The sequence below is a fragment of the Faecalibacterium sp. HTF-F genome (genome assembly GCF_023347535.1).
GTDB lineage: Bacteria > Bacillota > Clostridia > Oscillospirales > Ruminococcaceae > Faecalibacterium > Faecalibacterium wellingii.
In genome coordinates this window covers 1,896,721-1,922,728 of sequence record NZ_CP094473.1, presented here as the reverse complement: position 1 = coordinate 1,922,728, position 26,008 = coordinate 1,896,721, and the positions used below count along the sequence as shown (strand labels likewise).

General features: G+C 60.2%; 22 protein-coding genes. 20 read left to right on the top strand and 2 right to left on the bottom strand.

The features are described from left to right. Positions 1 to 7 precede the first annotated feature (7 nt). The 8 genes from MTP37_RS09135 to mgsA all read left to right on the top strand — a co-directional run bounded on the left by MTP37_RS09135 (position 8) and on the right by mgsA (position 8,883). Positions 8 to 2,083, top strand: a complete 2,076-nt coding sequence (locus tag MTP37_RS09135; protein ID WP_249237003.1) for a U32 family peptidase — start codon at positions 8 to 10, stop codon at positions 2,081 to 2,083. Between the two features lie 149 nt (positions 2,084 to 2,232). Further along, a complete protein-coding gene (gene dut / locus MTP37_RS09130; RefSeq protein ID WP_249237002.1) occupies positions 2,233 to 2,679 on the top strand; it encodes a dUTP diphosphatase in 447 nt (148 codons plus the stop codon). Positions 2,680 to 2,713: 34 nt separating this feature from the next. Further along, positions 2,714 to 3,268, top strand: a complete 555-nt coding sequence (locus MTP37_RS09125; protein WP_249237001.1) for a Maf family protein — start codon at positions 2,714 to 2,716, stop codon at positions 3,266 to 3,268. Between the two features lie 157 nt (positions 3,269 to 3,425). Next, positions 3,426 to 4,448, top strand: coding sequence for a rod shape-determining protein (gene mreB / locus MTP37_RS09120; RefSeq protein ID WP_249237000.1), 1,023 nt, complete (start codon positions 3,426 to 3,428; stop codon positions 4,446 to 4,448). A 143-nt stretch (positions 4,449 to 4,591) separates the two neighbouring features. After that, positions 4,592 to 5,422, top strand: a complete 831-nt coding sequence (gene mreC / locus MTP37_RS09115; protein WP_249236999.1) for a rod shape-determining protein MreC — start codon at positions 4,592 to 4,594, stop codon at positions 5,420 to 5,422. A gap of 12 nt (positions 5,423 to 5,434) precedes the next feature. Further along, the gene (mreD, locus tag MTP37_RS09110; RefSeq protein ID WP_249236998.1) at positions 5,435 to 5,968 is read left to right on the top strand and encodes a rod shape-determining protein MreD; all 534 of its coding nucleotides are present in this window, start codon (positions 5,435 to 5,437) and stop codon (positions 5,966 to 5,968) included. A 19-nt stretch (positions 5,969 to 5,987) separates the two neighbouring features. Then, a complete protein-coding gene (locus MTP37_RS09105) occupies positions 5,988 to 8,285 on the top strand; it encodes a peptidoglycan D,D-transpeptidase FtsI family protein (protein ID WP_249236997.1) in 2,298 nt (765 codons plus the stop codon). A 193-nt stretch (positions 8,286 to 8,478) separates the two neighbouring features. Next, positions 8,479 to 8,883, top strand: a complete 405-nt coding sequence (mgsA, locus tag MTP37_RS09100; RefSeq protein ID WP_005939970.1) for a methylglyoxal synthase — start codon at positions 8,479 to 8,481, stop codon at positions 8,881 to 8,883. A gap of 282 nt (positions 8,884 to 9,165) precedes the next feature. On the opposite strand, the gene MTP37_RS09095 is transcribed toward mgsA, so the two are convergent. Together MTP37_RS09095 and rnhA are read right to left on the bottom strand one after the other, a co-directional pair. Further along, entirely contained in the window at positions 9,166 to 9,696 is a 531-nt protein-coding gene (locus MTP37_RS09095; RefSeq protein WP_249236996.1) for a hypothetical protein, read from the bottom strand. After that, positions 9,693 to 10,157 carry a ribonuclease HI gene (gene rnhA, locus MTP37_RS09090; RefSeq protein WP_249236995.1) on the bottom strand — a complete coding sequence of 155 codons (465 nt, stop codon included), beginning with the start codon at positions 10,155 to 10,157 and terminating at the stop codon, positions 9,693 to 9,695. Before rnhA ends, MTP37_RS09095 begins: the two co-directional genes overlap by 4 nt. 399 nt (positions 10,158 to 10,556) lie before the next feature. Between rnhA and MTP37_RS09085 the strand changes: the two genes are divergently transcribed. The 12 genes from MTP37_RS09085 (at position 10,557) to MTP37_RS09030 (ending at position 25,955) form a co-directional block, all read left to right on the top strand. Next, entirely contained in the window at positions 10,557 to 12,383 is a 1,827-nt protein-coding gene (locus MTP37_RS09085; protein WP_249236994.1) for a ribonuclease J, read from the top strand. A gap of 46 nt (positions 12,384 to 12,429) precedes the next feature. Further along, positions 12,430 to 14,409: a DHH family phosphoesterase gene (locus MTP37_RS09080; protein ID WP_249236993.1), complete on the top strand. Its 1,980-nt coding sequence runs from the start codon at positions 12,430 to 12,432 to the stop codon at positions 14,407 to 14,409. A gap of 23 nt (positions 14,410 to 14,432) precedes the next feature. After that, positions 14,433 to 15,536, top strand: coding sequence for a UDP-galactopyranose mutase (gene glf, locus MTP37_RS09075; RefSeq protein ID WP_249236992.1), 1,104 nt, complete (start codon positions 14,433 to 14,435; stop codon positions 15,534 to 15,536). A 290-nt stretch (positions 15,537 to 15,826) separates the two neighbouring features. Beyond that, positions 15,827 to 16,282 (top strand): 50S ribosomal protein L9, encoded by a 456-nt coding sequence (rplI, locus tag MTP37_RS09070; protein WP_249236991.1) that lies wholly within the window; start codon positions 15,827 to 15,829, stop codon positions 16,280 to 16,282. Positions 16,283 to 16,360: 78 nt separating this feature from the next. After that, positions 16,361 to 17,761, top strand: coding sequence for a replicative DNA helicase (dnaB, locus tag MTP37_RS09065; protein ID WP_249236990.1), 1,401 nt, complete (start codon positions 16,361 to 16,363; stop codon positions 17,759 to 17,761). Continuing rightward, positions 17,761 to 19,215 (top strand): tRNA lysidine(34) synthetase TilS, encoded by a 1,455-nt coding sequence (tilS, locus tag MTP37_RS09060; RefSeq protein WP_249236989.1) that lies wholly within the window; start codon positions 17,761 to 17,763, stop codon positions 19,213 to 19,215. Before dnaB ends, tilS begins: the two co-directional genes overlap by 1 nt. Next, complete coding sequence (gene hpt, locus MTP37_RS09055) at positions 19,212 to 19,760, top strand: hypoxanthine phosphoribosyltransferase (RefSeq protein WP_249236988.1); 549 nt, start codon at positions 19,212 to 19,214, stop codon at positions 19,758 to 19,760. Before tilS ends, hpt begins: the two co-directional genes overlap by 4 nt. 33 nt (positions 19,761 to 19,793) lie before the next feature. Beyond that, positions 19,794 to 21,944 carry an ATP-dependent zinc metalloprotease FtsH gene (ftsH, locus tag MTP37_RS09050; RefSeq protein WP_249236987.1) on the top strand — a complete coding sequence of 717 codons (2,151 nt, stop codon included), beginning with the start codon at positions 19,794 to 19,796 and terminating at the stop codon, positions 21,942 to 21,944. 29 nt (positions 21,945 to 21,973) lie between these two features. After that, entirely contained in the window at positions 21,974 to 23,014 is a 1,041-nt protein-coding gene (locus MTP37_RS09045) for a hypothetical protein (protein ID WP_249236986.1), read from the top strand. A gap of 70 nt (positions 23,015 to 23,084) precedes the next feature. Further along, on the top strand, positions 23,085 to 23,900 hold the full coding sequence (locus MTP37_RS09040; RefSeq protein ID WP_249236985.1) for a hypothetical protein: 816 nt from the start codon (positions 23,085 to 23,087) through the stop codon (positions 23,898 to 23,900). Positions 23,901 to 24,098: 198 nt separating this feature from the next. Next, positions 24,099 to 25,088 (top strand): LacI family DNA-binding transcriptional regulator, encoded by a 990-nt coding sequence (locus MTP37_RS09035; protein WP_249236984.1) that lies wholly within the window; start codon positions 24,099 to 24,101, stop codon positions 25,086 to 25,088. An 18-nt stretch (positions 25,089 to 25,106) separates the two neighbouring features. Beyond that, a complete protein-coding gene (locus MTP37_RS09030; RefSeq protein ID WP_249236983.1) occupies positions 25,107 to 25,955 on the top strand; it encodes an HAD family hydrolase in 849 nt (282 codons plus the stop codon). The last annotated feature ends 53 nt before the right edge of the window (positions 25,956 to 26,008 follow it).

Below are 26,008 nucleotides of genomic sequence, written 5' to 3'. Positions count from 1 at the left end.
GAGAAATATGTCAAAGATCGAGATCCTTGCCCCGGTGGGCAATGAAGAAATGCTGCGTGCCGCTGTGTTCAGCGGGGCCGATGCAGTGTATCTGGGATTTTCGGGCTTCAATGCCCGCACCAGTGCCAACAATTTTGACGCAGACACGCTGAAAGATGCGGTGCGCTTCTGCCATGCCCGGGGCGTGGCCGTGCATGTGGCACTGAACACTACCGTCTACGGCGGGGAGCTGCCTGCGCTGGAAGCGGCCATTCGCGCCGTTGCCGCCAGCGGGGCAGATGCCGTCATCTGTCAGGATCTGGCGGTGGCAACCTTGATCGGCAGGATCGCTCCGCAGCTGCCCCGCCACGGCTCCACACAGATGAGCGTGCACAGCCTGCAGGGTGCACTGGAGCTCAAGGAGCTGGGCTTCACCCGGGTGGTGCTGGCCCGGGAGCTGAGCCTGCCTGAGGTGGAGCACATCACGAAGCACTGCGGCATCGAGACCGAGTGCTTTGTGCATGGCGCACTGTGCATGTGCGTCAGCGGCCAGTGCTATATGTCGGCTTTTCTGGGCGGGCGCAGCGGCAACCGCGGCTCCTGTGCAGGCCCCTGCCGACTGCCCTTTGAGGCAAACGCTCTGCCGGAGGGTAAGCCGGGCCGTCTGCACCACCTGTCCCTGAAGGACAACTCGGTCATCGATAAGCTGGACCAGCTGCAGGCGCTTGGCGTGGCATCGGCAAAAATTGAGGGCCGTCTGCGCACGCCGGAGTACGTGGCGGCGGCGGTCAGCGCCTGTCTGGCAGGCCGGGAGGGCCGCGCCTACGACCGTGACCTTTTGAAAAATGCCTTCAGTCGTTCGGGCTTCACCTCTGGCTATCTGGATGGGAAAATTGACGGTACCATGTTTGGTGTGCGCAGCGAAGCGGACGCCGAGCAGACCAAAAAGACCCTGCCTATGCTGCGGGAGCTTTACCGCCGTGAGCGCAGCCGTGTGCCGGTGAAGATGAAGCTGGAGATCGAAGAGGGCGGCGAGAAGCTCACCGTCATGGACGCCGACGGCAATAAGGCCTTCGCCTATGGCGACGCTGAGCCGCAGCCCGCCCGCACCGACCCCACCGAGAGCCTGCACCGCAGCCTTGCTAAGACCGGAGGTACGCCCTTTGCGGCATCGGCAGAGGATATCACGGTGGAAATGGACGGTGGGCCGTGGTTCGTGCCCGGCAGCGCCGTCAACGAGCTGCGCCGGGAAGCGCTGGATGCCCTGCTGAAAAAGCGGGAAGTGCTGCGCCCATGGCCCACCACGGACGAGCATGTGCCCGCTCTGCCGCTGCGCACCCTGCCGTCCCGCCGCACCCTGCGTGCCCGGTTCGAGAACTGGGAGCAGGTGCCGGAGCGGGCGCTTGACGGCATCGAGTATCTCATCCTGCCCATTGCGCAGGCCGACCGCGTGCCCCGGGAATGGCGGGCAAAGACCCTTTTGGAGCTGCCCCGGGTCATGTTCGGCCGTCTGGAAGAGGACACTGCCCGCCGCATCGCGGCCACGCAGGATGCCGGTTTTGCGGGTTATGAGGTGAGCAATATCGCCCACCTGCGCCTGTGCCGGGGCCTGCCCATGAGCGGCAGCTTTGGCCTGAACATCACCAATCAGCTGGCCGCACAGTTCTATGCAGACAACGGCCTTGGCTCCATGCTCATCCTGCCCGAGGTGAAGGACAGCGACATCAGCACCATTGCCCCCACCCATGACGGCAGGCCGGTGCCCACCGGTGTGCTGGTGTACGGTCACATGCCGCTGATGGTCACCCGCGCCTGCCCGCTGCAGAACATCCACGACTGCGCCCATTGCGATAAGACCGGTGTGCTGACCGACCGCAAGGCAAAGAAATTCCCGGTGCGGTGCGGCCTTGGTGTGCGCACCATCTACAATCCCGTACCTATTTATATGGGAGATAAGCCGGGCGCACTGACGGTGGACTACGGCGTGGCCTACTTCACGCTGGAAAGCCGGGAGGAAGCAGCGCAGATCCTTGACATGATCCGCACCCACGCACCCTTTGAGGGGGATTTTACCCGCGGACTGTATTTTAAAGGTACGAACTGAAACTCCTTCCGTCATTGCTGACGCGATGCCGCCTCCCTCAAGGAGGGAGGCTTTTCCGACAGATCGACTGAAGAGGCTCCCTCCCTGAGGGAGCTGTCGAGCGTATGCGAGACTGAAGGAGTTGCTATAAAACCAAAACGAGGTATACTATGGAACCCATCACTGTAAAATATAAGGTACTGGATGCCCGGGCAAAGGTGCCCGCCTACGCCACCCCCGGCTCTGCCGCCGCCGACCTGTGCGCCGTGCTGGATGAGCCGCTCACCCTTGCCCCTATGGAGCGGGCATTGGTGCCCACCGGCCTTGCCATCGAGCTGCCGGGTGCCCACAGCGTGGCACTGGTGTATGCCCGCAGCGGCCTTTCCATCAAGCACGGCCTGTGCATGGCCAATGGCGTGGGCGTGGTGGACAGCGACTACCGCGGCGAACTGAAGGTGCCCATGGTCAATCTGGGCAGGGAGGCTTACACCATCCAGCCCGGTGAGCGTGTGGCACAGCTGTGCATCGCACCGGTGTACACCGCCGCCTTTGTGCCCGCCGAAGAACTGGGCGATACCCAGCGCGGCGAGGGCGGCTTTGGCTCGACGGGTAAATAAGCTGGCAAGGATGTTGAAAAGAAAGATGGATCCTATGAATTTGATTTTAGCTTCCGGCAGCCCGCGCAGGCGGGAGCTGCTTTCCCTGTACACCACCGATTTCACCGTCTGTGTCAGCGATTTTGACGAGAGTACAGTGCAGGCCGACACCCCTGCTCAGCTGGTGGAGCAGCTGGCCCGGGGCAAATGCCTTGCTGTTTCGGCCCAGCACCCGGGTGCGGTGGTCATCGGCTGCGACACCGTGGTGGATGTGAACGGTGAAGTATTCGGCAAGCCTCACAGTACAGAGGACGCAAAGCGGATGCTGCGGGCCCTTTCCGGTGCTGCCCACGAGGTGCATACCGGTGTGTGCATTTCGGACGGGACCCGCACCGAAAGCTTTGTGGACAGCTGCCGCGTTACCTTTTTCCCGCTGAGCGGGGAGGAGATCGACTTTTACGCTTCCACCGCTGAACCCTACGACAAGGCCGGTGCCTACGCCATTCAGGGCCGTGCGGCCCTCTGGCTGGACCGCATCGAGGGCGACTACTACACGATCATGGGCCTGCCGGTGAGCCGCACCGTACAGCTGCTGGCACATTTTATGTGAGAAAACTGGAAAAAACGAAGAAAACTTGCGCAAACGCTTGAGAAATTATTGGCTTGCGGCTATAATAGTACCGTGTTATTCTGCGCAGGGCGGTGTAAAAAGTCCGCCGGACGCTCTGGATAGATTTCAATGGGAAGCAATAAGGAGAGAAATTACAATGGGCCTGTTTTCAAAAGATGTGGGTATCGATCTGGGTACCGCAAATACTCTGGTATATATGAAGGGCAAGGGCATCATCATGCGTGAGCCTTCGGTGGTGGCCGTGGACACCAAGACCGATGAGGTGCGCTGCGTGGGTGCCGAGGCAAAGGCAGTCATTGGCCGCACCCCCGGCAGCATCGTGGCGGTCCGCCCCCTGAAGGACGGCGTCATTGCCGATTTTGACATCACGGCCAATATGCTGGAGAACTTCCTCAAGAAGGCATGCGGCAACAGCATGTTCTCCCGCCCCCGCGTGGTCATCTGCATCCCGTCGGGCGTCACCGAGGTGGAGCGCCGCGCGGTGCGCGAAGCGACTCTCAAGGCCGGTGCCCGTCAGGTGTCCGTCATTGAAGAGCCCATGGCTGCTGCCATCGGTGCGGGCCTGCCCATCAGCGAGCCTACCGGCAGCATGATCGTGGACATCGGCGGCGGCACGGCTGAGATTGCTGTCATTTCTCTGGGCGGCATCGTGGCCTCCCGCAGCGTGCGCATGGCCGGTGATATGTTCGATCAGGCCATCATTGCCTTCATCAAGCGCAAGTACAACCTGCTCATTGGTGAGCGCACCGCAGAGCAGATCAAGATCGAGATCGGCTCTGCCTATGTGCTGGACCCTGAAATGACCATGGAGATCAAGGGTCGCAATCTGGTGGACGGCCTGCCCAAAAACATCGTAGTCCACTCGGAGGATGTGCGCGAGGCGCTGCTGGAGTGTCTGGTCAAGATCACCAGCGCCATCAAGGAAACGCTGGAGCGCACCCCGCCGGAGCTGAGCGCGGATATCATTGACCGCGGCATCACCCTGACCGGCGGCGGCGCACTGCTGCGGGGACTGGATCAGCTGATCCAGAGCGAGACCGGCATCGACGTGCACATTGCGGAAGATCCGCTGGACTGCGTGGCCAAGGGTGCCGGTGCGGTCCTGGATCATGTGGACGTCCTGCATGATGTGCTGGACACCGACGGCGGACACATGTAACACGGGCCGCAGCCCGTACTTGCGGAAAAAGCTCTTTTGCGCAGCGCCTGCGCTGATTTCCGCGGCAAACAATGTTCCTTGCGCGGATGGCAGAGCTGTCCGCGCTTTTCTTATGGCAGGAGCCCGAACAGGAGGACACCCCCTTGAAGGATTTTTTTGACACATGGAAATTTAAGATACTGGTAGCGGTGGCGGTGTTTCTGGTGGGAATCATGGCCTATGCCGGCGCCAATGGCCGGCTGACTGCCGCCCCGCAGGAGCTGCTGAGCGTGGTGCTTACGCCGTTTCAGAAGGTGACTTCGGCCTTGAGCGGCGGCATCGGTTCGGTGTGGGAAAAATACACCAGCATCGATGATGTGATGGCCCAGAACGAACAGCTGGAAGCTGAGAACGCTGAACTGCGCCAGCAGATGGTGGACTACGACCGCATCAAGGCGGAGAACGAAGCCTACAAGGCGCTGACCCGCATTCAGGATGCCAACAGCGAGGCCAGTTATGTTTCCGGCTTTGTGATCGGCCGCGACCCGCTGGATGAGTTTGGCGGCTTTACGCTGGACTGCGGCACCGTGAACGGTGTGGCCGTGAGCGATGCCGTGATCAGCGATAAGGGCTACCTTGTGGGCGTCGTGGTGGAGGCAGATACCACCAGCTGCAAGGTGATGACCGTCCTGCATCCCAGCTTCAACGCAGCGGGCGTTGTGTCCCGCACGCGGGAAAACGGCATCCTCACCGGCAGCACCGACTACGCCGGTGACGGCCTGTGCGTGCTCACCAATCTGGAGCGCGCCGCCGAAACTCAGATGGGCGATCAGGTCATCACCACCGGCCTTGGCGGCGTGTTCCCGCCGGATGTGCTGGTGGGCGTGGTGCAGAAGGTGGAGCCGGAAGTCAGCGGCAAATCTTCGTTGGCGGTCATCCGCCCGGGCGCAGACCCGCGCACCGTCAAGCATGTTTTTGTCATCACCGATTATTAAGGAGGCACCGGTATGGAATCACGCCGTATGCGCAGCCGCAGTCAGGCGTTGAAATGGGCCTGCTATGCAGCAGCGCTGTTTGTGTGCGCGGCATTGCAGACCACGCCCGGCCTGTTCCGGCTGGGGCAGGCAAAACCGCTTTTCATCCTGCCGCTCTGTCTTGCGGTGGCGGTGTACGAGGGCGAGTTTGCCGGGGCGCTGTTTGGCGCGGTAGGCGGCCTTTTGTGGGATTACACCGCCGGGCGCACGGTGGGAATGCTGGCGCTGGAACTGCTTTTGCTCTGTTTTGCGCTTTCGGTGCTGGTGCAGGTGTATCTGCAGGGCAGCACATGGAACTTTGCGCTCATCGGCACCGGCACGGCCCTTGTGGTGCTCTCGCTGGACTGGCTGTTTTTTTACTATATGCCGGGTTACAGCTGGGCGCTGAGCCGCTGGCTCACCTTTGTGCTGCCCTCGGCAGTGATGACGCTGGTGCCGTCGCTGGTGCTGTTCAGTCTGGTGCGGCGCATTTATAACGAGTTCAAAATCGACAACGGCGTGATCTGAACCGCCGGAGGAAACGCGGATGAACCAAAACGAACGAAAAAACGTCTTGCACCGGATGCTCCTGCTCATCGCAGTGGCCTGTGTTATCATGGGCCTGTACGCGATGCGGCTGATCTTTCTGCAGCTGGTCAACGGCGACGATTTCAAAGCCAAGGCGACCAACACCACCGACTATAATTTCACGGTCACTGCGGCCCGCGGCGACATCGTGGACAGCGCCGGGCGACGCATTGCCACCACGGCCACCAGCTATAATGTGGTGCTCAACAAGCTGCTGATGGGGGACCGCGATCTGGACGCCATGCTGCAGCAGATCGTGGAGCTGCTGCGGGAAAACGGCGAGAGCTGGAACGATACCCTGCTCATCGGCCAGCCGGACGCAGCAGGCCGCTATGCCTTTACAGACGATGATTCTTCTGCCAGCGATCAGAAGCAGCTGGCGGATATGAAGGAGACCCTTGGCCTGCAGCAGTATGCCACCGCCAACGATGTGATGGAAATGCTGGTGGAAAAGAACGAGCTGCAGGGCTTCTCGCTGGAATGGCAGCGGGTGCTGGCCGGCATCCACTACGAGATGGACCGGCAGGCCTTTTCCAATGTGAACAACTTTGTCATGGCAGAAAACGTCAGCGCGGCAACGGTGGCTACCATCAAGGAGCACAGCCTGCAGCTGCCCGGCGTGGAGATCGTGGAGACCAGTGCCCGCAGCTACGACCAGAGCGATATCATCCCGGCCGTGCTGGGCCGTGTGGGCAAGATCACCGCTGAAAAGTGGAAGGTGACCGATTCAAATGGTCAGGTGACCTATCCGCTGCGGGAAAAAGGCTATAATATGAACGATGTTCTGGGCATTTCCGGCCTGGAATCCGTTTATGAGGACGAGCTGCGCGGCAAGGATGGCGTGGAGACAATCACCCGCAACTCGGACGGCGTGATCGTGGATACCCGCCTGACCACAGTGCCGGAGCCGGGCCACACGGTGCAGCTGACCATCGACAGCAACTTCCAGCGCGCTGTGGACAAGGCACTGGCAGAGAACATCGACATGATCAACCGCGTGTACAACACCGGCACCATGAAAGCTGCCGCCGGTGCGGTGGTGGTGCTGGATGTGAAGGACGGCAGCGTGATGGCAGCGTCCAATTACCCCAGCTACGACCAGAACCTGTATGCGTCCAACTACAGTGAGTACAGCTCTGACCCGAGCCTGCCGCTGTTCAACCGCGCATTGCAGGGCCTGTATACGCCGGGCTCCACCTTCAAGCCCGCCGTGGCGGTGGCTGCGCTGGACAGCGGCCTCATCAATCAGTATTCTACCGTATACTGCAACGGCGTGTACAACTACTTTAAGGACTATCATCCCCGCTGCACCCGCCACGGCCACAGCGGCAACATCGATGTGATCACAGCCATCAAGTGGAGCTGCAACGTCTTCTTCTATGATGTGGGCCGCCGCCTGACCAGCGATGTCTATGATGCCTATGCCTATAAGCTGGGTCTGGGCCAGCGCACCGGCGTGGAGGTGGGTGAGGCGCTGGGACGGCTGACCACCAAGAACGACTCCAACTATACCGCATCGCTGGACGTTCAGGCCGCCATCGGTCAGGGCAATACGGTAGTCACCCCCATCCAGCTGGCCACCTATGCGGCAACGCTGGCCAACAACGGCACCCGCTACCGCACGCATTTCGTCAAGGCCATTCTGGATACCAATACCGGCGAGGTGCTCAGCGAGACCAAGCCCGAGGTCATGGATGTCATCGAGGGCACCGGCAACACCTTTGAACTGGTGCGTCAGGGCATGAAGCAGGTGCCCAGCACCATCAGCGGCAAAATTTCAAGCTATCCGGTGCCCATCGCCTGCAAGACCGGTACGCCCCAGCGCAGCGAGACCTATGCCTCAGGCAAGCACTATCTGAACGCTATGATGGTGGCTTACCTGCCGGCGGACGATCCGCAGATCGCCATTGGCATCACCATTGAGTACGGCGGCTACGGTGCCCGTACCGGTGATCTGGTGGTGGATATCGCCAATGCCTACTTTGCCCTGAAGGATGGCTCTCTTGCCCAGCAGGCAGAGGAAGAAAAAGAGGCCGAGCAGGCGAAACAGGACGCGTCCCAGACCGATGCCGCAGGACAAACGGCAGTCGGGCAGACCGCCGACACCGCTGCGCCGCAGGCCGGGCAGACGGCTCCCGCAGCGCAGGACGCTGCACCGGAAGGGCCTGCCGCAGACACAGCGCAGCCTGCTGTACAGGATGGACCGGACGTAGCGCAGGCCGAACAAAACCCCGATGCCATTGCGCCGGAGAACTGAAAACGGGAGACAAAACCGACGCGGGAAAGGGCGCTGCAGCGGTGGTTTGAATGGGAACACCCCTGAAAAGAAAACAAAATTGAATGTTTTGTATAAAAACCGGTTGTAAAAGATTGGATTTTGTGATATCATTTCAACCGAAGGACTTTTTACAAGTGGGTCCGCATCGTGAAGAAAGAGGAGAGGGTAACGGATGACGATCGCACTCATTGCACATGACTCCAAAAAGGAGCTGATGGTTCAGTTTTGTACGGCTTACTGCCGTATCCTGAGCCAGCATAAACTGGTGGCCACCGGTACGACCGGTAAGTTGATCGCCGAGGCTACCGGTTTACAGGTGCAGCGCTTTCTGGCCGGTGTGCAGGGCGGCGACCAGCAGATCGCATCCCGCATCGCCTGTAATGAGATCGACCTGCTGCTGTTCTTCCGCGACCCCATCAACGCAAAGCCCAGCGAGCCCAACGAAATGACGCTGCTGCGCCTGTGCGATGTGCACAATATCCCCATGGCCACCAACATTGCCACCGCCGAGGTGCTGATCCATGGCTTGGAGCGCGGCGATCTGGACTGGCGCGATATCGTGCATCCCCAGAACTGACAAAACGATTTGGAATGGCTCTGCGTGCGCTGCGCCATAATCAGAGGAAACATTATTTTTTATATTAGAATTCCGGAAAATCCGCAGATTTTCCGGAATTCTTTTTTCACGGGAAAGGCCGCTGCGGCACACGGCAGCAGAAATGCATTCTGCGGTTTAGACCCCGCTTCCGTAAAAATGAAAATTGGGAGCATCCGCAGATACTCCCAATTTTCGTATTATCAATAGAATTTCCGCTGAATATGGCCAGAGTGCAACGGAGGCTATTCAAAATTGTATTTGTTAAACTTTAAAATCCTCGGCCATTTCGGCTACGTCTTCCGGGGCAAAATCGCCCAGCGGCAAGATCAGCCGTGCCAGTGTCTCCTGCGGCAGAGCTGCAAGAATCGTGCTGTCATCGCTGCCGGTGCCTGCGGGCGGGCAGACAGTGTGCACGCCGTCTGCGCCGGTCTCCACCCGGGCACGGTGAGCGGTTGCCACATACTGCATCCCAAGCTTGTCTGCAGCCGTCAGCAGGGCGGCAAACAGCGGCGTGCCGCCATCGCCCAGAACATCGGCGTCCTGCCCGGCCAGTGCTTCGGCGTTCAGCACGATGCACTCGATGCCAAGGGCTTCCGCCGCCTTTCGGGCCGCCTCCGCTCCGGCGGCCTGCCCGGCGTCCAGCCGCACGGCGGCACCTGCCACGGCAAAGCCCTGCTGCTGTAAAATGCGCACGGCTACGGCGCATTCTCTGCTGCCATCCATCTGCACCAGAACTTTATCCTGACTCTCGTAGGTGTCAAACCCGCTGCCGGGCAAAAATGTGTCGCTCATGTTCCCTGCCTCCCGCCATGTGCTTTGCTCTGTGCCACGGCCAGCTGGTCGCAGCGTTCGTTCTCCGGGTGGCCTGCGTGGCCCTTGACCCAGACGTAGGTGATCTTGTGCCGGGCTTCCTGCTCCAGTGCCTGTGCCCAAAGGTCCGGGTTCAGGGCAGGGGAGCCATCCGCTTTTTTCCAGCCCCTGCGCTGCCATCCTCTGGCCCAGCCCTTCTGCAGCCCGTTGATGACATACTGGCTGTCGGAGCACAGCCGCACCTCGCACGGCTCCTTGAGCTGGCGCAGCGCCTCGATAAAGGCTGTCAGCTCCATGCGGTTGTTGGTGGTGCTGTCATCACCGCCGCTGAGCTCCTTTTCATAGACTTTGCCGTTAAAACGGTAGCGCAGCACGGCACCCCAGCCGCCCGGGCCGGGATTGCCGCTGCATGCGCCGTCGGTGTACACTTCGACCTGCTTCATGCGGTTCTCCTTATAAAATGAGTTGCTTCTATTTAGCGCTATTTTTGGGCTTCTGTCAAGTGCGAATGTATATTCCGTGCCGGAGCTGCCAAACCTTGGAATTGACAAAAACGCCGGGAAATACTATACTTATCCTAACAAAATGCGTATAGGGGCGCACCGCAGGCGTGTGCCCGGGCGTTCCAACAGAAAAGCCACGGTCGCATCGAGCAGATGGACTTATCTGGCACAAAACCTCTTACGGAACAGGCAGCGGTTTGCAAAAAACACGCTGAGAAATAAATTCTATACGGTGCATCCAACGGAAGCCGATGCGATTTTTCAAGGTGCTTCCCATGCACAGCGCGGCTGTTCCCACAAACGGGGACGGCCTGCGCTGTAATTATTTTGGAGGTCAGAATGGCACAGTCGAAAGAAAATACCAATGTTTCCGCACGCGGCAAGGCCGCAGCAGCGAATCAGAATGCGGGCGCACCTGCTGCGCAGACGGGCGAAAAGCGCCCCCGCACCACCCGTCGTCCTTATTATAACCGTCGGCCCCGCCGCCCGCAGCAGCCCAGAGAGGCCGCTGTGCCCATCCACATCTATCCGCTGGGCGGTCTGGGTGAAGTGGGCAAGAACATGACCGTCTACGAGTGCAACGGCGATATGATCATCGTGGACTGCGGTCTGGTGTTCCCGGACAGCGACATGTACGGCGTGGATATGGTCATCCCGGACTTCACCTTTGTGGTGCAGAACAAGGATAAGATCAAGGGCCTGCTCATCACCCACGGCCACGAAGACCACATCGGCAGCATCCCGTATCTGCTGCAGAAATTTGATCTGCCCATCTATGGCACCCGCCTGACCTGCGGCCTGATCCGCAACAAGCTGGAAGAGTTCGGTCTGGCAGGCAAGACCAAGTTTGTGGAGATCACCCCCAGACAGAAGATCAGGCTGGGCTGCTTTACCATTGAGCCCATCCATGTGAACCACTCCATCCCGGACTCAGTGGCCTTTGCCATCGACAGCCCGGCGGGCACCATCATCCAGACCGGCGACTTCAAGATCGATTATACCCCGCTGGCCTGCGGTGTCACCGACCTGTCCACACTGGCCGAGTACGGTCAGCGCGGCGTGCTGGCCCTGCTGAGCGATTCCACCAACTCCGAGCGCCCGGGCTTTACCGCCACCGAGCAGAAGGTGGCTGCAGGCGTGCGCAATCTGTTCGCCCGTGCCCGCAACAAGCGGATCATCATTGCCACCTTTGCTTCCAACATCTATCGCGTGCAGCAGATCATCGATCTGGCTGTGGAGGATGGCCGCAAGGTGGCCTTCAGTGGCCGCAGCATGGTGAACAACACCGCCATGGCACAGGAGCTGGGCTATATGCACATCCCGGAGGGCACCCTCATCAGCGTGGATGAGCTGAACCAGTATCCCTCGGAGCAGGTAGTGCTCATTACCACCGGCAGTCAGGGCGAACCCCTGAGCGCCCTTTCCCGCATGGCGTCCTGCAGCCACCGTCAGGTGCGGGTGGGCCCCGGCGATTTCATTATCATTTCGGCAAATCCCATCCCCGGCAACGAGAAGAGCGTGACCAAGATCGTCAATGGGCTGTTGCTGCTGGGGGCAGAGGTCATCTACGAGAGCATGTACGATGTGCACGTTTCCGGCCACGCCTGTCAGGAAGAGCAGAAGCTCATGCTCACCCTGACGAAGCCCAAGTATTTCCTGCCGGTGCACGGCGAGTACAAGCAGCTCAAAAAGCATGCCCTCACCGCTGCAAGCCTCGGCATCCCCACCAGCAACATCCTCATTGCGGAGAATGGCTCCAACGTCATCCTCAGTCAGGATGAGATGAAGCTGGGCGAGCCGGTGACGGCCGGTGCCGTCATGGTGGACGGTCTGGGCGTGGGCGATGTGGGAAATGTAGTCCTGCGCGACCGCAAGCACCTGTCCGAGGACGGTCTGGTGATCATTGTGGCCACCGTGGACAGCAAGACCGGCAAAGTGCTGGCCGGCCCCGACCTTGTGAGCCGCGGCTTTGTGTATGTGCGCGAGAACGAGAGCCTGATGGACGGTGCACAGAGCATCGTGGAAAATGCGCTGGACCGCTGCGTGGACGAGCATGTGCGCGACTGGAACAGCGTCAAGACCCGTGTGCGCGAGGCACTGAGCAGCTATATCTATCGGCGCACCAAGCGCAGCCCGATGATCCTCCCCATCCTGATGGAGGTCTGATCCGGGCACGCTGCCGCAAACAATGCGGCGGAAGGCAGGAGATTTGATGAAACAAAAACCAAGATGGACATTGGAGATGCTCACCGCCAGTCTGGCCGTGCTGTGCGGCCTGCTGGTGCTGGTGCTGCTGGTCCAGCGGCCCACGGCATGGCCGGCGCTGCTGGCACTGGTGGTGCTGTGGGGCGTTGTGGTGGTGCTGTTCCGCTGCCAGCTGCGCAAGTGGGTGGCCCGGTGGATGTGCGGCGGCAGCTTTGAAAGCTCCAAACTGCAGTTCAGTCTGGAGCCGCTCTCGCAGCCGGCCGCGCTGCTTTCCGGTGAGACGGTGCTGTGGTACAATGCACAGTTCCGCGCCCGCCTGTTGAACGGGCAGGATGTGCTGGTGAGCCGTGTGCAGAAGGTGATGCCCGGCCTTGACCTGCAGCAGTGCCGCAAGCAGGAGGGCCAGCTGCTGACCCTCGCGGACGGCATGTGGAGCGTACACAGTTCCACGGTGCCCGGCAATGCCGAGAGCATGACCCTGCTGGTGCTGAACGAGGAAACCGCCCTGCGCAAGGTGGAGGCGGAATACAAAGCCAGCCGTCCGGGTTATCTGGTGTTTCTGGTGGACGGCTACGATGATGTGTTCGGTGACATGCTGGACAGCGAGCGCGCCCGCCTGCTGGAAGGCATCAACCGCACGCTGGAGGATATGATCGGCCGGGGCAGCGGCTTTTTGCGCCGTGTGGCCAGCGGCCGCTACATCGCCGTGGTGGAAGAGCGCCAGATGGAGCAGTTCGCCAACCGGGGCTACGATGTGCTGGACAAGATCCGTGCGCTGGACCCCAGCGTGAATCTTTCGCTGTCCATCGGCATTGGCCGCGGTGCCAAGACCCTGCGGGAAGCGCAGGATATGGCCGTGCAGGCACTGGATATGGCGCAGGGCCGCGGCGGCGATCAGGCGGCTGAAATGACGCCGGACGGCTTTACCTTTTACGGCGGCGTGAGCCATGGCGTGGAAAAGCGCAGCAAGGTGCGCAGCCGCATCGTGGCCGATCAGCTGGTGAAGCTGATCAAGGAAGCCGACCATGTGGTCATCATGGGCCACCGTATGAGCGATCTGGACGCCATTGGCTCTGCCGAGGGTGTGCTGCGCATTTGCAAGATCTGCGACGTCCCGGCGGTGATCGCAGTGCGGCGGGACGCCACGCTGGCGGGCAGCCTGATCGATGCCCTGTGCAAAGCGGGCCAGCGGGATGATTTCATCGACCCGAAGGATGCCCTGCCCATTATTTCCAAACGCACCCTGTGCATCGTGGTGGATACATATCAGGCAGGTCTTGTGGAGAGCAAGGAGATCCTGGAAAAATGCGGCAGGGTGGCCGTCATCGACCACCACCGCAAGGGCGTGGGCTACATCCAGAACCCGGACCTTGTCTGCCACGAGCCCTATTCCTCCTCGGCCAGCGAGCTTGTCACCGAACTTTTGCAGTACGTGGGCGAGCGCGACGACAAACCCAACCGGGTGGAAGCCGAGGGCCTGCTCTCCGGTATCATGCTGGATACCCGCGATTTTACCCTGCACACCGGTGTGCGTACCTTTGAAGCCGCCGCTGCTCTGCGCCGCTACGGTGCGGAGACCGAGCGGGTGCGTCAGCTGTTCGACGTGACGATGGTGGAGTACAACGCCAAGGCGGGGCTTGTGGAAAAAGCAAAAATGTACCGGAACTGCGCCATTTCCATCGGCGGTGAGGTGGCCGCGGAGGCCCGTGTGGCCATTGCACAGGCAGCAAACGACCTGCTGACCATTCAGGGCGTGGATGCCAGCTTTGTGGCGGTGCAGGTGGGCACAGGCGTGAACGTCTCGGCCCGCAGTCTGGGCGCTGTGAACGTGCAGGTCATCATGGAGAGTCTGGGCGGCGGCGGACACCAGACCATGGCCGCGGCACAGCTCAAGCACATCACGCCGGAGGCAGCCCGTTCCCGCATCGAGGGCGCCATCGACAAATACTACGCATCGCAGAAAAAGGGCGGTGCTGAGGGAAAATAACCAGAAGAGTGAGGTCCACACCTATGAAACAATACGATTACCTGATCGTCGGCGCCGGCCTTTATGGTGCCGTGTTCGCACAGGAAGCAAAAAAAGCAGGCAAAAAGTGCCTCGTCATTGACAAGCGCGGCCACATTGCAGGCAACATCTACACCGAGCAGGTGGAGGGCATCAACGTCCACCGCTATGGTGCGCACATTTTCCACACCAACAACAAGGCCGTGTGGCAGTATGTGAACCAGTTTGCGGAGTTCAACCGCTACACCAACAGCCCAGTGGCAAACTATCACGGCGAGATCTACAACCTGCCCTTCAACATGAACACCTTCAATAAGATGTGGGGCGTTGTTACCCCCGCCGAGGCCAAGGCCAAGATCGAGGAGCAGAAGGCTGCTGCCGGCATCACCGACCCGCAGAATCTGGAAGAGCAGGCCATCAGCCTTGTGGGCACCGATATCTACGAAAAGCTCATCAAGGGCTACACCGGCAAGCAGTGGGGCCGTCCCTGCACGGAGCTGCCGGCCTTTATCATCAAGCGCCTGCCGGTGCGCTTCACCTACGACGACAACTACTTCAACGCACTGTATCAGGGCATCCCCAATGGCGGCTACACTGCCATGGTGGAAAAAATGCTGGACGGCACCGAGGTGCGTCTGGGCGTGGATTATCTGGCTGACCGTGACGCATTGAACGCACTGGCAGAGAAGGTGGTCTACACCGGCCCTGTGGACGCATACTTCGGCTATCGTCTGGGCGCACTGCAGTACCGCAGCGTGCGGTTTGAGACCGAGGTGCTGGACACCGACAACTATCAGGGCAACGCGGTGGTCAACTACACCGACGCCGAGACCCCCTACACCCGAATCATCGAGCACAAACACTTTGAGTTCGGCACCCAGCCCAAAACGGTCATCAGCCGCGAGTACAGCGCCGAATGGAAAAAGGGCGACGAGCCGTACTATCCCGTCAATGACGAGAAGAACGGCGCTCTGTATGCCGAGTATAAGAAGCTGGCCGATGCGGAGCCGGGCGTCATCTTCGGCGGCCGTCTGGGCGAGTACAAGTATTACGACATGGACAAGGTCATTGAGGCAGCTCTGGACGTGGCCGCAAAGGAACTGGCGTAACCGCTTTGCTTAACGCTTTTCGTATTAAAGTCGCTGCGCAACGGCCGCAGGCCGACAGCAGCATATGCCGTTTGCCGTTACGACCCCTCCCGTGAAAAAGTAAATCAGAAAAATCCGCAGATTTTTCTGATTTACAAATTAAAAATAAAATTACCGCTGAATATGGCCGGAGCGGAGCGGCGGCCATTTTAAATGGTCAGGCGCTTCCTCTTGCCCAAAAGCGACAAATGCGCTATACTATAAACACAACAACTGCACCGGTTTTCCGGTGAGAAGTGAGGGATACTATCATGAAAGTGATTCTCAAGCAGGATATCAAGGGCATTGGCAAGAAGGATGAGATCCACGAGGTCTCCGACGGCTACGCCCGCAACTATCTGTTCCCGCGCAAGCTTGCCGCTGTGGCAGATGCCAGCGCTGTGAACGTTGCCCGCAGCAAGGAAGCTGCAGCCGACTTCCATGAGGCTGAGACCGTGGCCGCTGCCAAGGCTCTGGCTGCAAAGATCGAGGGCAAGACCGTGACCATCAAGGCCAAGGGCGGTGCATCCGGCCGTCTGCACGGCAAAGTCACCGGCAAGGAAGTTGCCGATGCTCTGGCTGTGCTGGCAGGTGCTCCCATCGATAAGAAGAAGATCGAGCTGGAGACCAAGGACATCAAGGACGCCGGTGTGTTCAACGGCAAGGTCCGCCTGCACGTTGGTGTGGTTGCTTCCTTCAAGATCCAGGTGGAAGTGGAACAGGCCTGATTTTTCTGCCATCTGCGCCCCCTCACAGCAGGGGGCGCTTTTTGGCTTTTCAGCAAAAACGCAAAAGGATAAATGACCATGCCGAATGAACGACGTTATTCCAATGAACTGAATCTGGAAAGTGTGGGCATCAACCTGCCCTATAACATGCAGGCAGAGCAGAGCGTGCTGGGCGCGGTGCTGCTCAAACCCGAGACTCTGACCGATCTGGTGGAGATCATCCGGCCGGAGATGTTCTATACCCGGCAGAACGCGCAGATCTATTCGGAGATGCTGCGGCTGTTCACCGCCGACCAGACCATCGACTTTGTTACCCTGCTGGACGCGGTGATCTCGGACGGCGTGTTCCCCAGTGCCGACGAAGCAAAGGTCTACTTGACCGGCCTTGCCGAGACGGTGCCCAGCATCTCCAATGTGAAGGCCTACGCCCAGATCGTGCAGGAAAAGTATCTGGTGCGCCAGCTGATGGGGGTGGCAAAGGACATCCTGCAGGATGCCGGAGATGAGCAGGACGCCGACCTGCTGCTGGAAAACGCGGAACAGCGCATTTATGAGATCCGCTCCGGCCGCGATTCCAGCGCACTGACACCGCTTTCCTCCAGCATGGTGGAGACCCTGACCAACCTGCAGAAGATCAGCGGCCCGGATGCAGACAAATACAAGGGCATCCCCACCGGGTTTCGCCTGCTGGATACGGTGCTCACCGGCCTTGGCCGCGGCGACCTCATCATCCTTGCGGCCCGCCCCGGTATGGGCAAGACCAGTTTTGCGCTGAACATTGCCACCCGCGTGGCCATGCAGCAAAAGGTCCCGGTGGCGATCTTCAGTCTGGAAATGACCAAGGAACAGCTGACCAACCGTATCCTTTCTGCCGAAGCCGGCATCGACAGTCAGGCCTTCCGCACCGGCGCCCTGCGTGCCGAGGACTGGGAGTATCTGGCTCTTGCCACCGAAAAGCTGCACGATGCACCCATCTATATGGACGATACCTCCGGCATCACCATCACCGAGATGAAGGCAAAGATCCGCCGGGTGAATCAGGACCCCACCCGCCCGAACGTGGGCCTCATCGTCATCGACTATCTGCAGCTGATGACCACCGGCCAGCGCAGCGAGAACCGCGTGCAGGAGATCAGCTCCATTACCCGAAACCTCAAGATCATGGCGAAGGAGATGAATGTGCCCATCATCGCGCTTTCCCAGCTGTCCCGTGCGGTGGAAAAACAGGGCAACAACTCCAGCCACCGGCCCCAGCTTTCCGACCTGCGCGACTCCGGCTCCATCGAGCAGGACGCCGACTGCGTTCTGTTTCTGTACCGCGATTCCTACTATGCCAGCCAGAACCCGGACGGCGCGGAGGTGGACGCCGATACCGCCGAGTGCATCGTGGCAAAGAACCGTCATGGCGAGACCAGCACGGTGCCGCTGGGCTGGGATGGTGCCCACACCCGCTTTATGGATGTGGACTTCAAACGCTGATGGAAAACGAAACGATCCTTGCCCGGGTGCGGGAATACTGTCTGCGGGAAGCACTGCTGACCCCGGGTGCCCCGCTGCATGAGCTGCATTTGGCGGCGGCAGTGTCCGGCGGGGCAGACAGCATGGCGCTGCTGCGCATCCTGCTGGCCCTGCAGCCGGAGTTCGGATTTGTGCTTTCTGCCTGCCATGTGAACCATGGCCTGCGGGGTGAGAGCGCCCACCGGGACGAAGCTTTTGTGCGTGCTGAATGCGCCCGTCTGGGCGTGCCGCTGCGGGTGTTCCATGCGGAAGAGCTTGGCCCTGTGCCGGAACATGCCGGGGAGGACTGGGCCCGCCGCCTGCGCTACGCCTGCTTTGCGCGTTTGTGCAGGGAGGGGATAGACGCCGTTGCAACAGCCCATACTGCAAATGATCAGGCGGAGACCCTGCTGCTGCGTCTGGCCCGGGGCACGGGGATGCACGGCGCAGCAGGCATCCGGCCCAGACGCGGGCCTTATCTGCGGCCTCTGCTGCCCCTTACCCGGCAGGATACCGAAAGCTTCTGCCGTGCAGCCGGGCAGCGCTGGGTGACGGACGAGACGAACGAGACCGATGCCTATGCCCGCAACCGGGTGCGCCGTGCGGCACTGCCTGCACTGCAGAGCACCAACGGCGCAGCGGTGGAAAACCTTGCCCGCTTCTGCGAAAAAGCGGCCCGGGCGGATGACTACTTTGCCCGGAAAGCGCAGGAACTGCTTTCCGCTGCGCGTCTGGATGGGACCCAGGCCGGCATCAGGGCCCCGGACGCCTGCAGGGTGTGGCGGCTGGGCCCGCTTTCCGCTGCGGATGCGCCTGTTCTGGAAGCGGCCATGCATTCGCTGACGGCCCCTGTGCGGGACGCAGAGGAAAAATATGTGCAGCTGCTGTGCGCCCTTGTGCGGCGCGGCAGCGGCGCGGTGCAGCTGACCGGCCGGGTGCGCTTTTGTGCAGGGAATGGCTTTTTCTGGCAGGAAGAGGTGCCGGAGCTGCCGCAGAGGCAGACCGCGCCGCAGCCCGAAAGCTGGCCTTTTGTGCCGGAAAAACAGGCAGAATACGGCTTTGCAGGCGGCTGGAAGGTGACTGCAGAGCTTTTTACGGCTGATTTTGAAGAAAAAATACAAGTCGTTCATAAAAAAGACTTAAAAAATCAGGCGGATTATGCTAGAATAACTACGTTGTATGCTGGTCTTGTTCTGCGCACCCGCCAGCCGGGGGATGTCTACCGCCCGGCGGGACGAAGTGTGCACAACCGGCTGCGCAAGTGGATGAACGAAGCGGGAATCCCCGCGCAGATGCGCGACCAGCTGCCGCTGCTGGCGGCGGGCAGCGAGGTGCTCTGGGTCTGCGGTGCAGGCTTTGCAGAGGGCCTTGCCCCGGACGAGGGCACTGCACAGGTGCTGCAGATGGAAATGGAACATAGGGAGGAACTATCATGAGCATGCATGATGATATCAAGAACGTTCTGGTCAGTGAAGAAGAGCTGAAGGCAAAGGTGGCTGAGCTGGGTGCACAGATCAGCAGGGACTACGAGGGCAAAAACCTTGTTCTGGTGTCCATCCTCAAGGGTTCGGTGGTGTTTATGGCCGACCTGATGCGTGCGGTGAGCATTCCGTGCAGCATCGATTTTATGGTGGTGTCCAGCTACGGCGGCAGCAACACCGTTACCAGCGGCCTTGTGAAGATCATCAAGGATCTGGACGGCGATCTGTCCGGCAAGGATGTGCTGATCGTGGAGGATATTCTGGATACCGGCGTCACCCTCTCGAACCTTGTGCCCATGCTCAAGATGCGCAACCCCAACTCGGTGAAGATCTGCACCATTCTGGACAAGCCCAGCCGCCGCAAGGCCGATATCCAGCCCGACTACGAGGGCTTCCAGGTACCGGACGAGTTCGTGGTGGGCTACGGTCTGGACTACGATGAAAAATACCGCAACCTGCCTTATGTGGGTGTGCTCAAGCCTGAAGTCTACGAGAAGTGATTTCTCACACTATAATTCATCCAAGAACTGGAGTTGATTTTTTTGCAATCCAAGAGACCCCGTTTCAATCCGCTGATCCTGGCGCTGGCGCTGGCGGCGGTGCTGATGGTCTGGTCGGTGCTGGGCGGCACCGGCTCTGCCGGCAGCTCTTCCATGGAGTATTCCACGGTGGTGCATTACTTTGAAAGCCTGCAGGTCACGCAGTTCTCGCTGGACCTGAACACCGGCGTCATCACCATGAACCTCAAGGAAGGCGGCAAAAATAACCTGCCCCTGCCGGATACCACGGCCCCGAGCACCACACAGGCTACCGGCGGCCTGCTGAGCGGGATGCTGTCCTCCTCGGACAGCACTGCATCCGCTGCGCAGAAGAACAGCGACGGCACTGTGACGGTGCGCTACAAGCTGCCCTATGCCTCCATGTTCGTCAAGTATGTGGGCGACTACATTGCCGCCTATGACGAAGCAAACCCGGATGCTCCCATGGTGTACGATTATACCCCTGTCAAGGAAAGCATCCCATGGATGGAGATCCTGTTCTATCTGGCAATGCTGGGCTGCACCGGCTTTTTGCTCTTCTCCATGATGCGCGGCGGCGCTGGCGGCGGCGGGATCATGAACGTTGGCAAGGCCAAGGTGAAGGATGAGCACGAGAACAAAAAGACGGCTACCTTTGCCGATGTTGCCGGTGAGGACGAGGAAAAGGAAGAGCTGAAAGAGGTCGTGGAGTTCCTCAAGAGCCCCGAAAAGTTCAACACTCTGGGTGCCCGCATTCCCCACGGCGTGCTGCTGGTAGGCCCTCCGGGCACCGGTAAGACCCTGCTGGCCCGTGCCTGCGCCGGTGAGGCCGGTGTGCCGTTCTATTCCATTTCCGGCTCTGATTTTGTGGAAATGTATGTCGGCGTGGGTGCATCCCGTGTGCGTGATCTGTTCGATAAGGCCAAGAAGTCCATGCCCTGCATCATCTTCATTGATGAGATCGATGCTGTGGGCCGTCAGCGTGGTGCCGGTCTGGGTGGCGGCCACGATGAACGCGAGCAGACCCTGAACCAGCTGCTGGTGGAAATGGACGGCTTTGAGGCCAACGACGGCATCATCGTCATGGCGGCCACCAACCGCGCCGACATTCTGGATAAGGCTCTGCTGCGTCCGGGCCGCTTTGACCGTCAGGTCTATGTGGGCCTGCCGGATGTCAAGGGCCGTGAGGAGATCCTCAAGGTCCACACCAAAAAGAAGCCGCTGGCCCCGGATGTCTCTCTCAGGGTCATTGCACAGCGCACCGCAGGCTTTGCGGGCGCAGATCTTGAGAACCTTGTCAACGAAGCGGCCCTGCTGGCTGCACGCCGCAACCGCAAGGCCATTACCATGGAGGATATCGAGGAAGCTTCCATGAAGGTCATGGCCGGCCCCGAAAAGAAGAGCCGCGTTGTGACCCCCGAGGAAAAGAAGCTGACTGCTTACCATGAGGCAGGCCACGCGGTGGCGGGCTTCTACTGCAAGCATCATCCCCGTGTGCACGAGATCACCATTATCCCCCGCGGTCAGGCAGGCGGCTACACGATGTATCTGCCCGAGAAAGACCGCAGCTATGTGACCAAGGGCGAAATGTTCGAGGATATCGTTTCCAGTCTGGGCGGACGCGTGGCCGAACAGCTGATTTTGGAGGATATCTCTACCGGTGCCTCCAATGATCTGCAGCAGGCTACCAACATTGCCCGCCAGATGATCACCAAGTACGGCTTCTCGGAGAGGCTCGGCCCTGTGGTGTACGGCACCTCGCAGGAGGAGACCTTCCTGGGCCGCGATCTGGGTCAGGGCAAGGGCTACAGCGAGACCACTGCTGCCGAGATCGACGGCGAGATGCGGGATATCATCGACGAAGCCTACGAGACCTGCCGCCGCACCCTGACCGAGCACATCGATCAGCTGCACGCGCTGGCAAAGGCTCTGATGGAACGCGAAAAGCTCAACGAGCAGGAGTTCAACACCATCATGGCCGGCGGCACCCTGCCCCCGCGTGAAGGGGATGAGCCGGAGCAGACCGTGCAGGCTGCACCGGCCGAGACCGCAGAGCAGGCGCAGCCTGCAGAAGCTGCGGAGCCTGCCGAACAGGCCGAAACGGCCCAGCCGCTGCCGGAGACCGCTGCACCGGAAACGCCGGATGCACAGGACCCGCAGAACTGATTTGATCCAAATGGAAAGGAGCGAGTGTCGTGGAGGAAAATTTTAACCCGGTCGCACGGACCCGCGCAAACTATTACACCCCCGGCAGTCCGGTGCAGTTCGTCTGCGTGGAGCTGCTCAAGGGGGATGTCAGCGGTGAGCACGCGGTCTGCCTGACCTTCAAGAACATTTCCAAGGTGACGTTGACTGCGCTGGAGATCCACTTCAAGTGCAAGGGCGTGGACGGTGTGATCCTGTGCGAAGACCGGTTCGAGTACCGCGATCTGGAAGTGAAGCCCGGCGAAATGTTTGGCATGGACGATGCCGTGTTCGTTACCTCCAAGGCGATCACCAGCGTGGATGTTTCGCTGTGCAATGTGTACAACGGCAAGCGGGTGGTGCATCTGGATGCCATCAAGCGCGTGCGCCTGCCTGCCCCCAAGCGCCTGTCCGCAGAGCTGGAAAAGGCGCTGGAGGTCCGCATGAACCGCCCGGAGCTGAAGTATCAGCCTCAGGTGTTTGAAAACGGCTGGTACTGCGCCTGCGGTGCGTTCCATCCCAAGGAAGAAGACACCGTTTACTGCTCGGAGTGTGGCTGTGATCGCATCCTGCTGCAGAATGCGCTGAACACCCTGCTGCAGCCGGAACAGCCTGCCCAGACCGAGCCGGAGCTGGAAACTCCTCTGGCGCCGCAGCCGGAACAGGAAGAGCCGACCCGTATCATGGGAGCCGCCCCTGTGCAGCCGGCACAGGAGGAGCCCACCCGCATCATGGGCGCACCGCGCCGCCCGCAGCCGCAGGAGCCTGCTGCAGAGCCGACCCGTATGCTGGATGACGGAATGCGGGAACAGTTCCCGGACAGGGCAGCGCGTGCACAGGCAGAGGAAGGCACCCGTGTGATGCCTGCCGCCTCCCGCCGTGCACAGCCGGCGGCCCAGCAGCCGGAGCCTGATTATGAGGACAATGAGGAGTACGAGGACGAGCGCGACAGCGTGGCAGAAACGCTGATCCGCTGGGTGCCGCCCATCACTGCCGTCATCTGTGCGGCTGTGGCGCTGTGCGGCTTCGTGTACTATCAGTTCGTACTGTAAACACAAACAGCAGCGGAGAGGGCTGATCTGCCTTCTCCGCTTTTTGCATATCAGAAGGGAGAACCCGACTATGCCGGAAGAAGCCTTACAGGCCGCTTTTGAGATCAAGACCGCCTGTGATGAGATCAGCCGCCGCCTGCTGCGCTGGCACTGGGAGCACAAGCCCGGCTCCAACAGTCTGGGCGCATTGCTTGACCATATTGCCCAGCGCCAGCAGGAAAGCCCGGACTACTATGACCGGATGCCGGATCTTTCCGGCAAGAGCAGCTGGCAGCAGCTGGACACCACCATCTGTATGCGTGTGCTGCTGGACCCGGAAAAGGATGCGGAAAAGCCTCTGGATCTGCTGGGAAACACCAGCAGCCCGGGTGCAGCCCGCCGCGCCTGCAACACCGTGCGCACGGCCCGCAACGAAGCAGCCCACGCCACCGACCAAACCGATGCGGCGCAGGCGGCGATCCTGTTCAACGAAGCCATCGAATGTCTGGAGGATGCCTATGCGGGCACGGCCTTCCGGGAAAACGAGCTGGCCCGCTATTACCGTCAGGCAGAGGAGTTTTTGTCCCGCTGCGGGGCAAAGGAGCCTGTTGCATCCAGCCGTGCACCGGCTGAAGAAAAGCCTGCCGCCCGCAGTACATCCCGCCAGAGCACAAGACAGAACCAGCACGGAAGCGCCCAGAGCCGCAAAACAGGCAGCAGCCGCTCTTCCGGCAAGAGAACGGCAGCGCACGGCAATTCCGGCCGCAGCAGCTCTGCAAAGGGCCGTGGAAATACAAATTGTAAAAAGAAACGAAAAAATTCCGGCAATCAGACAGTCATGATCGTGCTGCTGGCAGCGCTGGTGCTGGGGCTGCTGGTGCGTGCCTGGAGCATGGGTGCAGTGTGACCCGTCTGTTTTGAAAAAAATGGTCGCTTTTCGCCGGGAGAAAAGGCTGTCTTTTGTGCACGGTTGATAAAAAAACAAATCGCATTCCGGGATAAACCGGAAAAAGCGCATCTTGCAGGATGGGTGAAAGCGGTTTATAATAAGCGTGAAAACGTTTACACACAACAATGCACCCCAAAAGAGAGAAGTACCGCGAATATGACCATCAGTGATATTGCAAAAATGGCTGGCGTGTCCAGTGCGGCCGTCAGCCGTTACCTGAACGGCGGGCCTCTGAGCGAGCAGAAGCGTGCCATCATCCGGGAGGTCGTGGAGAAGACCGGCTACCGCCCCGATACGACCGCTCAGACTCTGCGCACCGGCAAAGTGAATCAGGTCGGCGTGATCGCCCCCAGCATCGGCTCCCAGTCGGTCGGGCAGCTCACCGCCGGGATCGCCAGTGAGCTGGATGCCAGAAACTATCTGTTGCTGCTGGGAAACACCGAGCTGGACGCCCAGCGGGAGCTGGGCTATCTGACTGCCATGCAGCGCAACCACGTGGCGGGCATTATCCTGCTGGGCAGCTACTATACCCCTCAGCTGGCACAGGCGCTGAAAAACTGCAGTGTGCCGGTGGTGGTCACAGGCCAGCGTTTTCCGGACGTGGCCTGCGTGTACAACGATGACCATACCGCCGCCCGGGAGCTGACCCAGCGGATGCTGGAGCATGGCCGCAGAAGGATCGTTTATATTGGCGGCTCCGAACGGGACGATGCCACCGGCATCCAGCGCCGGGAAGGCGTGCAGGATGCCTTGAGGGACGCAGGGCTGGACGGCGACCAGCTGCCCCGCATCTGCTGCAATGCATTCACCGTGGAAGAGGGGCAGCGCTGTATGCAGGAGCTGCTGACCCGCTGCCCGTTTCTGGATGGTGTGGTCTGCGTGACCGATACGGTGGCCTTTGGCGCCATGCATGCGCTCAAGCAGGCAGGACGGCAGATCGGCCGGGATGTGGGCCTTGCCGGCATTGGCGACAGCTGGGCGGGCAATGTGACCGACCCGGGTCTGGCTACGGTGCGGTTTTATCAGAAGCAGGTGGGGCAGGAAGCCGCCCGGATCCTGCTGCAGATGCTGGAAGAGAAGGAACATGGCGGCCCGGTGCGTCAGGTGACGCTGGGGTATCAGGTAGTGGAGCGCGGTTCTCTGTAAACAGAGGGTAAGGATGATATGGATCACAGATTGATTTTTCTGGATATTGACGGTACCTTGCTGCCGCCGGGGGATATGCTGATCCCGGAAAGCACACTGGCCGCACTGGACTGCGCCAAAGCAAACGGGCACAGGCTGTTTTTGTGCACCGGCCGCAACCACCGCATGACCGAGCCGCTGCTGCGCCACGGCTGCTTTGCGGGCGCGGTATGCAGTGCAGGCGGTTATGTGCTGTGCGATGGCAAGACTCTGGTGGATATCCCCATGGAGCCGCAGCAGGCCAAAGGCGTGCGCGCGGCGCTGGAACGCCATGGCGTGGAGTGCACGCTGGAAGCCCGGGATGCTACTTTTGGCGGTGTCAAAATGACCCAAAGGTGGAGCTTTATCCACCAAAAGAACGGAGCACCGCTGAACAGCGAAGCAGAGCGCTGGCGCAAAGCCATGGAAGAGGGTATGTCCATCCTGCCGCTTTCCGATTACAAAGGGGAACCGCTGTATAAGATCGTATTCATTGCCGACCACGAAAGCGACCTTGCCGAGGCAAAGCGGCTCTATGCGGATCAGTTCGTGTTCTGCGAGAGCAAGCTGGACAGCCTGACCGATGGCTTTGTGAATGGTGAGCTCATCAACCGCAAATTTGATAAGGGCACCGGCATCAAGGCCATCTGTGACCATCTGGGCTGTACGCTGGCAGATACCATTGGCTTTGGCGACAGCGATAATGACCTGCAGATGACCGATGTGGCAGGCATCAGCGTGTGTATGGCCAATGGCTCTGAAACACTGAAAAAGCGCTGTGACCGCATTGCGCCCTCGGTATATGAGGACGGCATTGCAAAGGAGTTCAAGGCGCTTGGCCTGATCTGAACAAAAACAACAAAGGCTGCGGCAGGGATAAGACCCGGGCCGTAGCCTTTTTG

Coding starts and splice junctions, on each gene's coding strand:
- MTP37_RS09135 (WP_249237003.1), top strand. CDS start 8: ATGTCAAAGATCGAGATCCTTGCCCCGGTGGGCAATGAAGAAATGCTG.
- dut (WP_249237002.1), top strand. CDS start 2,233: ATGGAACCCATCACTGTAAAATATAAGGTACTGGATGCCCGGGCAAAG.
- MTP37_RS09125 (WP_249237001.1), top strand. CDS start 2,714: ATGAATTTGATTTTAGCTTCCGGCAGCCCGCGCAGGCGGGAGCTGCTT.
- mreB (WP_249237000.1), top strand. CDS start 3,426: ATGGGCCTGTTTTCAAAAGATGTGGGTATCGATCTGGGTACCGCAAAT.
- mreD (WP_249236998.1), top strand. CDS start 5,435: ATGGAATCACGCCGTATGCGCAGCCGCAGTCAGGCGTTGAAATGGGCC.
- MTP37_RS09105 (WP_249236997.1), top strand. CDS start 5,988: ATGAACCAAAACGAACGAAAAAACGTCTTGCACCGGATGCTCCTGCTC.
- mgsA (WP_005939970.1), top strand. CDS start 8,479: ATGACGATCGCACTCATTGCACATGACTCCAAAAAGGAGCTGATGGTT.
- MTP37_RS09095 (WP_249236996.1), bottom strand. CDS start 9,696: ATGAGCGACACATTTTTGCCCGGCAGCGGGTTTGACACCTACGAGAGT.
- rnhA (WP_249236995.1), bottom strand. CDS start 10,157: ATGAAGCAGGTCGAAGTGTACACCGACGGCGCATGCAGCGGCAATCCC.
- MTP37_RS09085 (WP_249236994.1), top strand. CDS start 10,557: ATGGCACAGTCGAAAGAAAATACCAATGTTTCCGCACGCGGCAAGGCC.
- MTP37_RS09080 (WP_249236993.1), top strand. CDS start 12,430: ATGAAACAAAAACCAAGATGGACATTGGAGATGCTCACCGCCAGTCTG.
- glf (WP_249236992.1), top strand. CDS start 14,433: ATGAAACAATACGATTACCTGATCGTCGGCGCCGGCCTTTATGGTGCC.
- rplI (WP_249236991.1), top strand. CDS start 15,827: ATGAAAGTGATTCTCAAGCAGGATATCAAGGGCATTGGCAAGAAGGAT.
- dnaB (WP_249236990.1), top strand. CDS start 16,361: ATGCCGAATGAACGACGTTATTCCAATGAACTGAATCTGGAAAGTGTG.
- tilS (WP_249236989.1), top strand. CDS start 17,761: ATGGAAAACGAAACGATCCTTGCCCGGGTGCGGGAATACTGTCTGCGG.
- hpt (WP_249236988.1), top strand. CDS start 19,212: ATGAGCATGCATGATGATATCAAGAACGTTCTGGTCAGTGAAGAAGAG.
- MTP37_RS09040 (WP_249236985.1), top strand. CDS start 23,085: ATGCCGGAAGAAGCCTTACAGGCCGCTTTTGAGATCAAGACCGCCTGT.
- MTP37_RS09035 (WP_249236984.1), top strand. CDS start 24,099: ATGACCATCAGTGATATTGCAAAAATGGCTGGCGTGTCCAGTGCGGCC.
- MTP37_RS09030 (WP_249236983.1), top strand. CDS start 25,107: ATGGATCACAGATTGATTTTTCTGGATATTGACGGTACCTTGCTGCCG.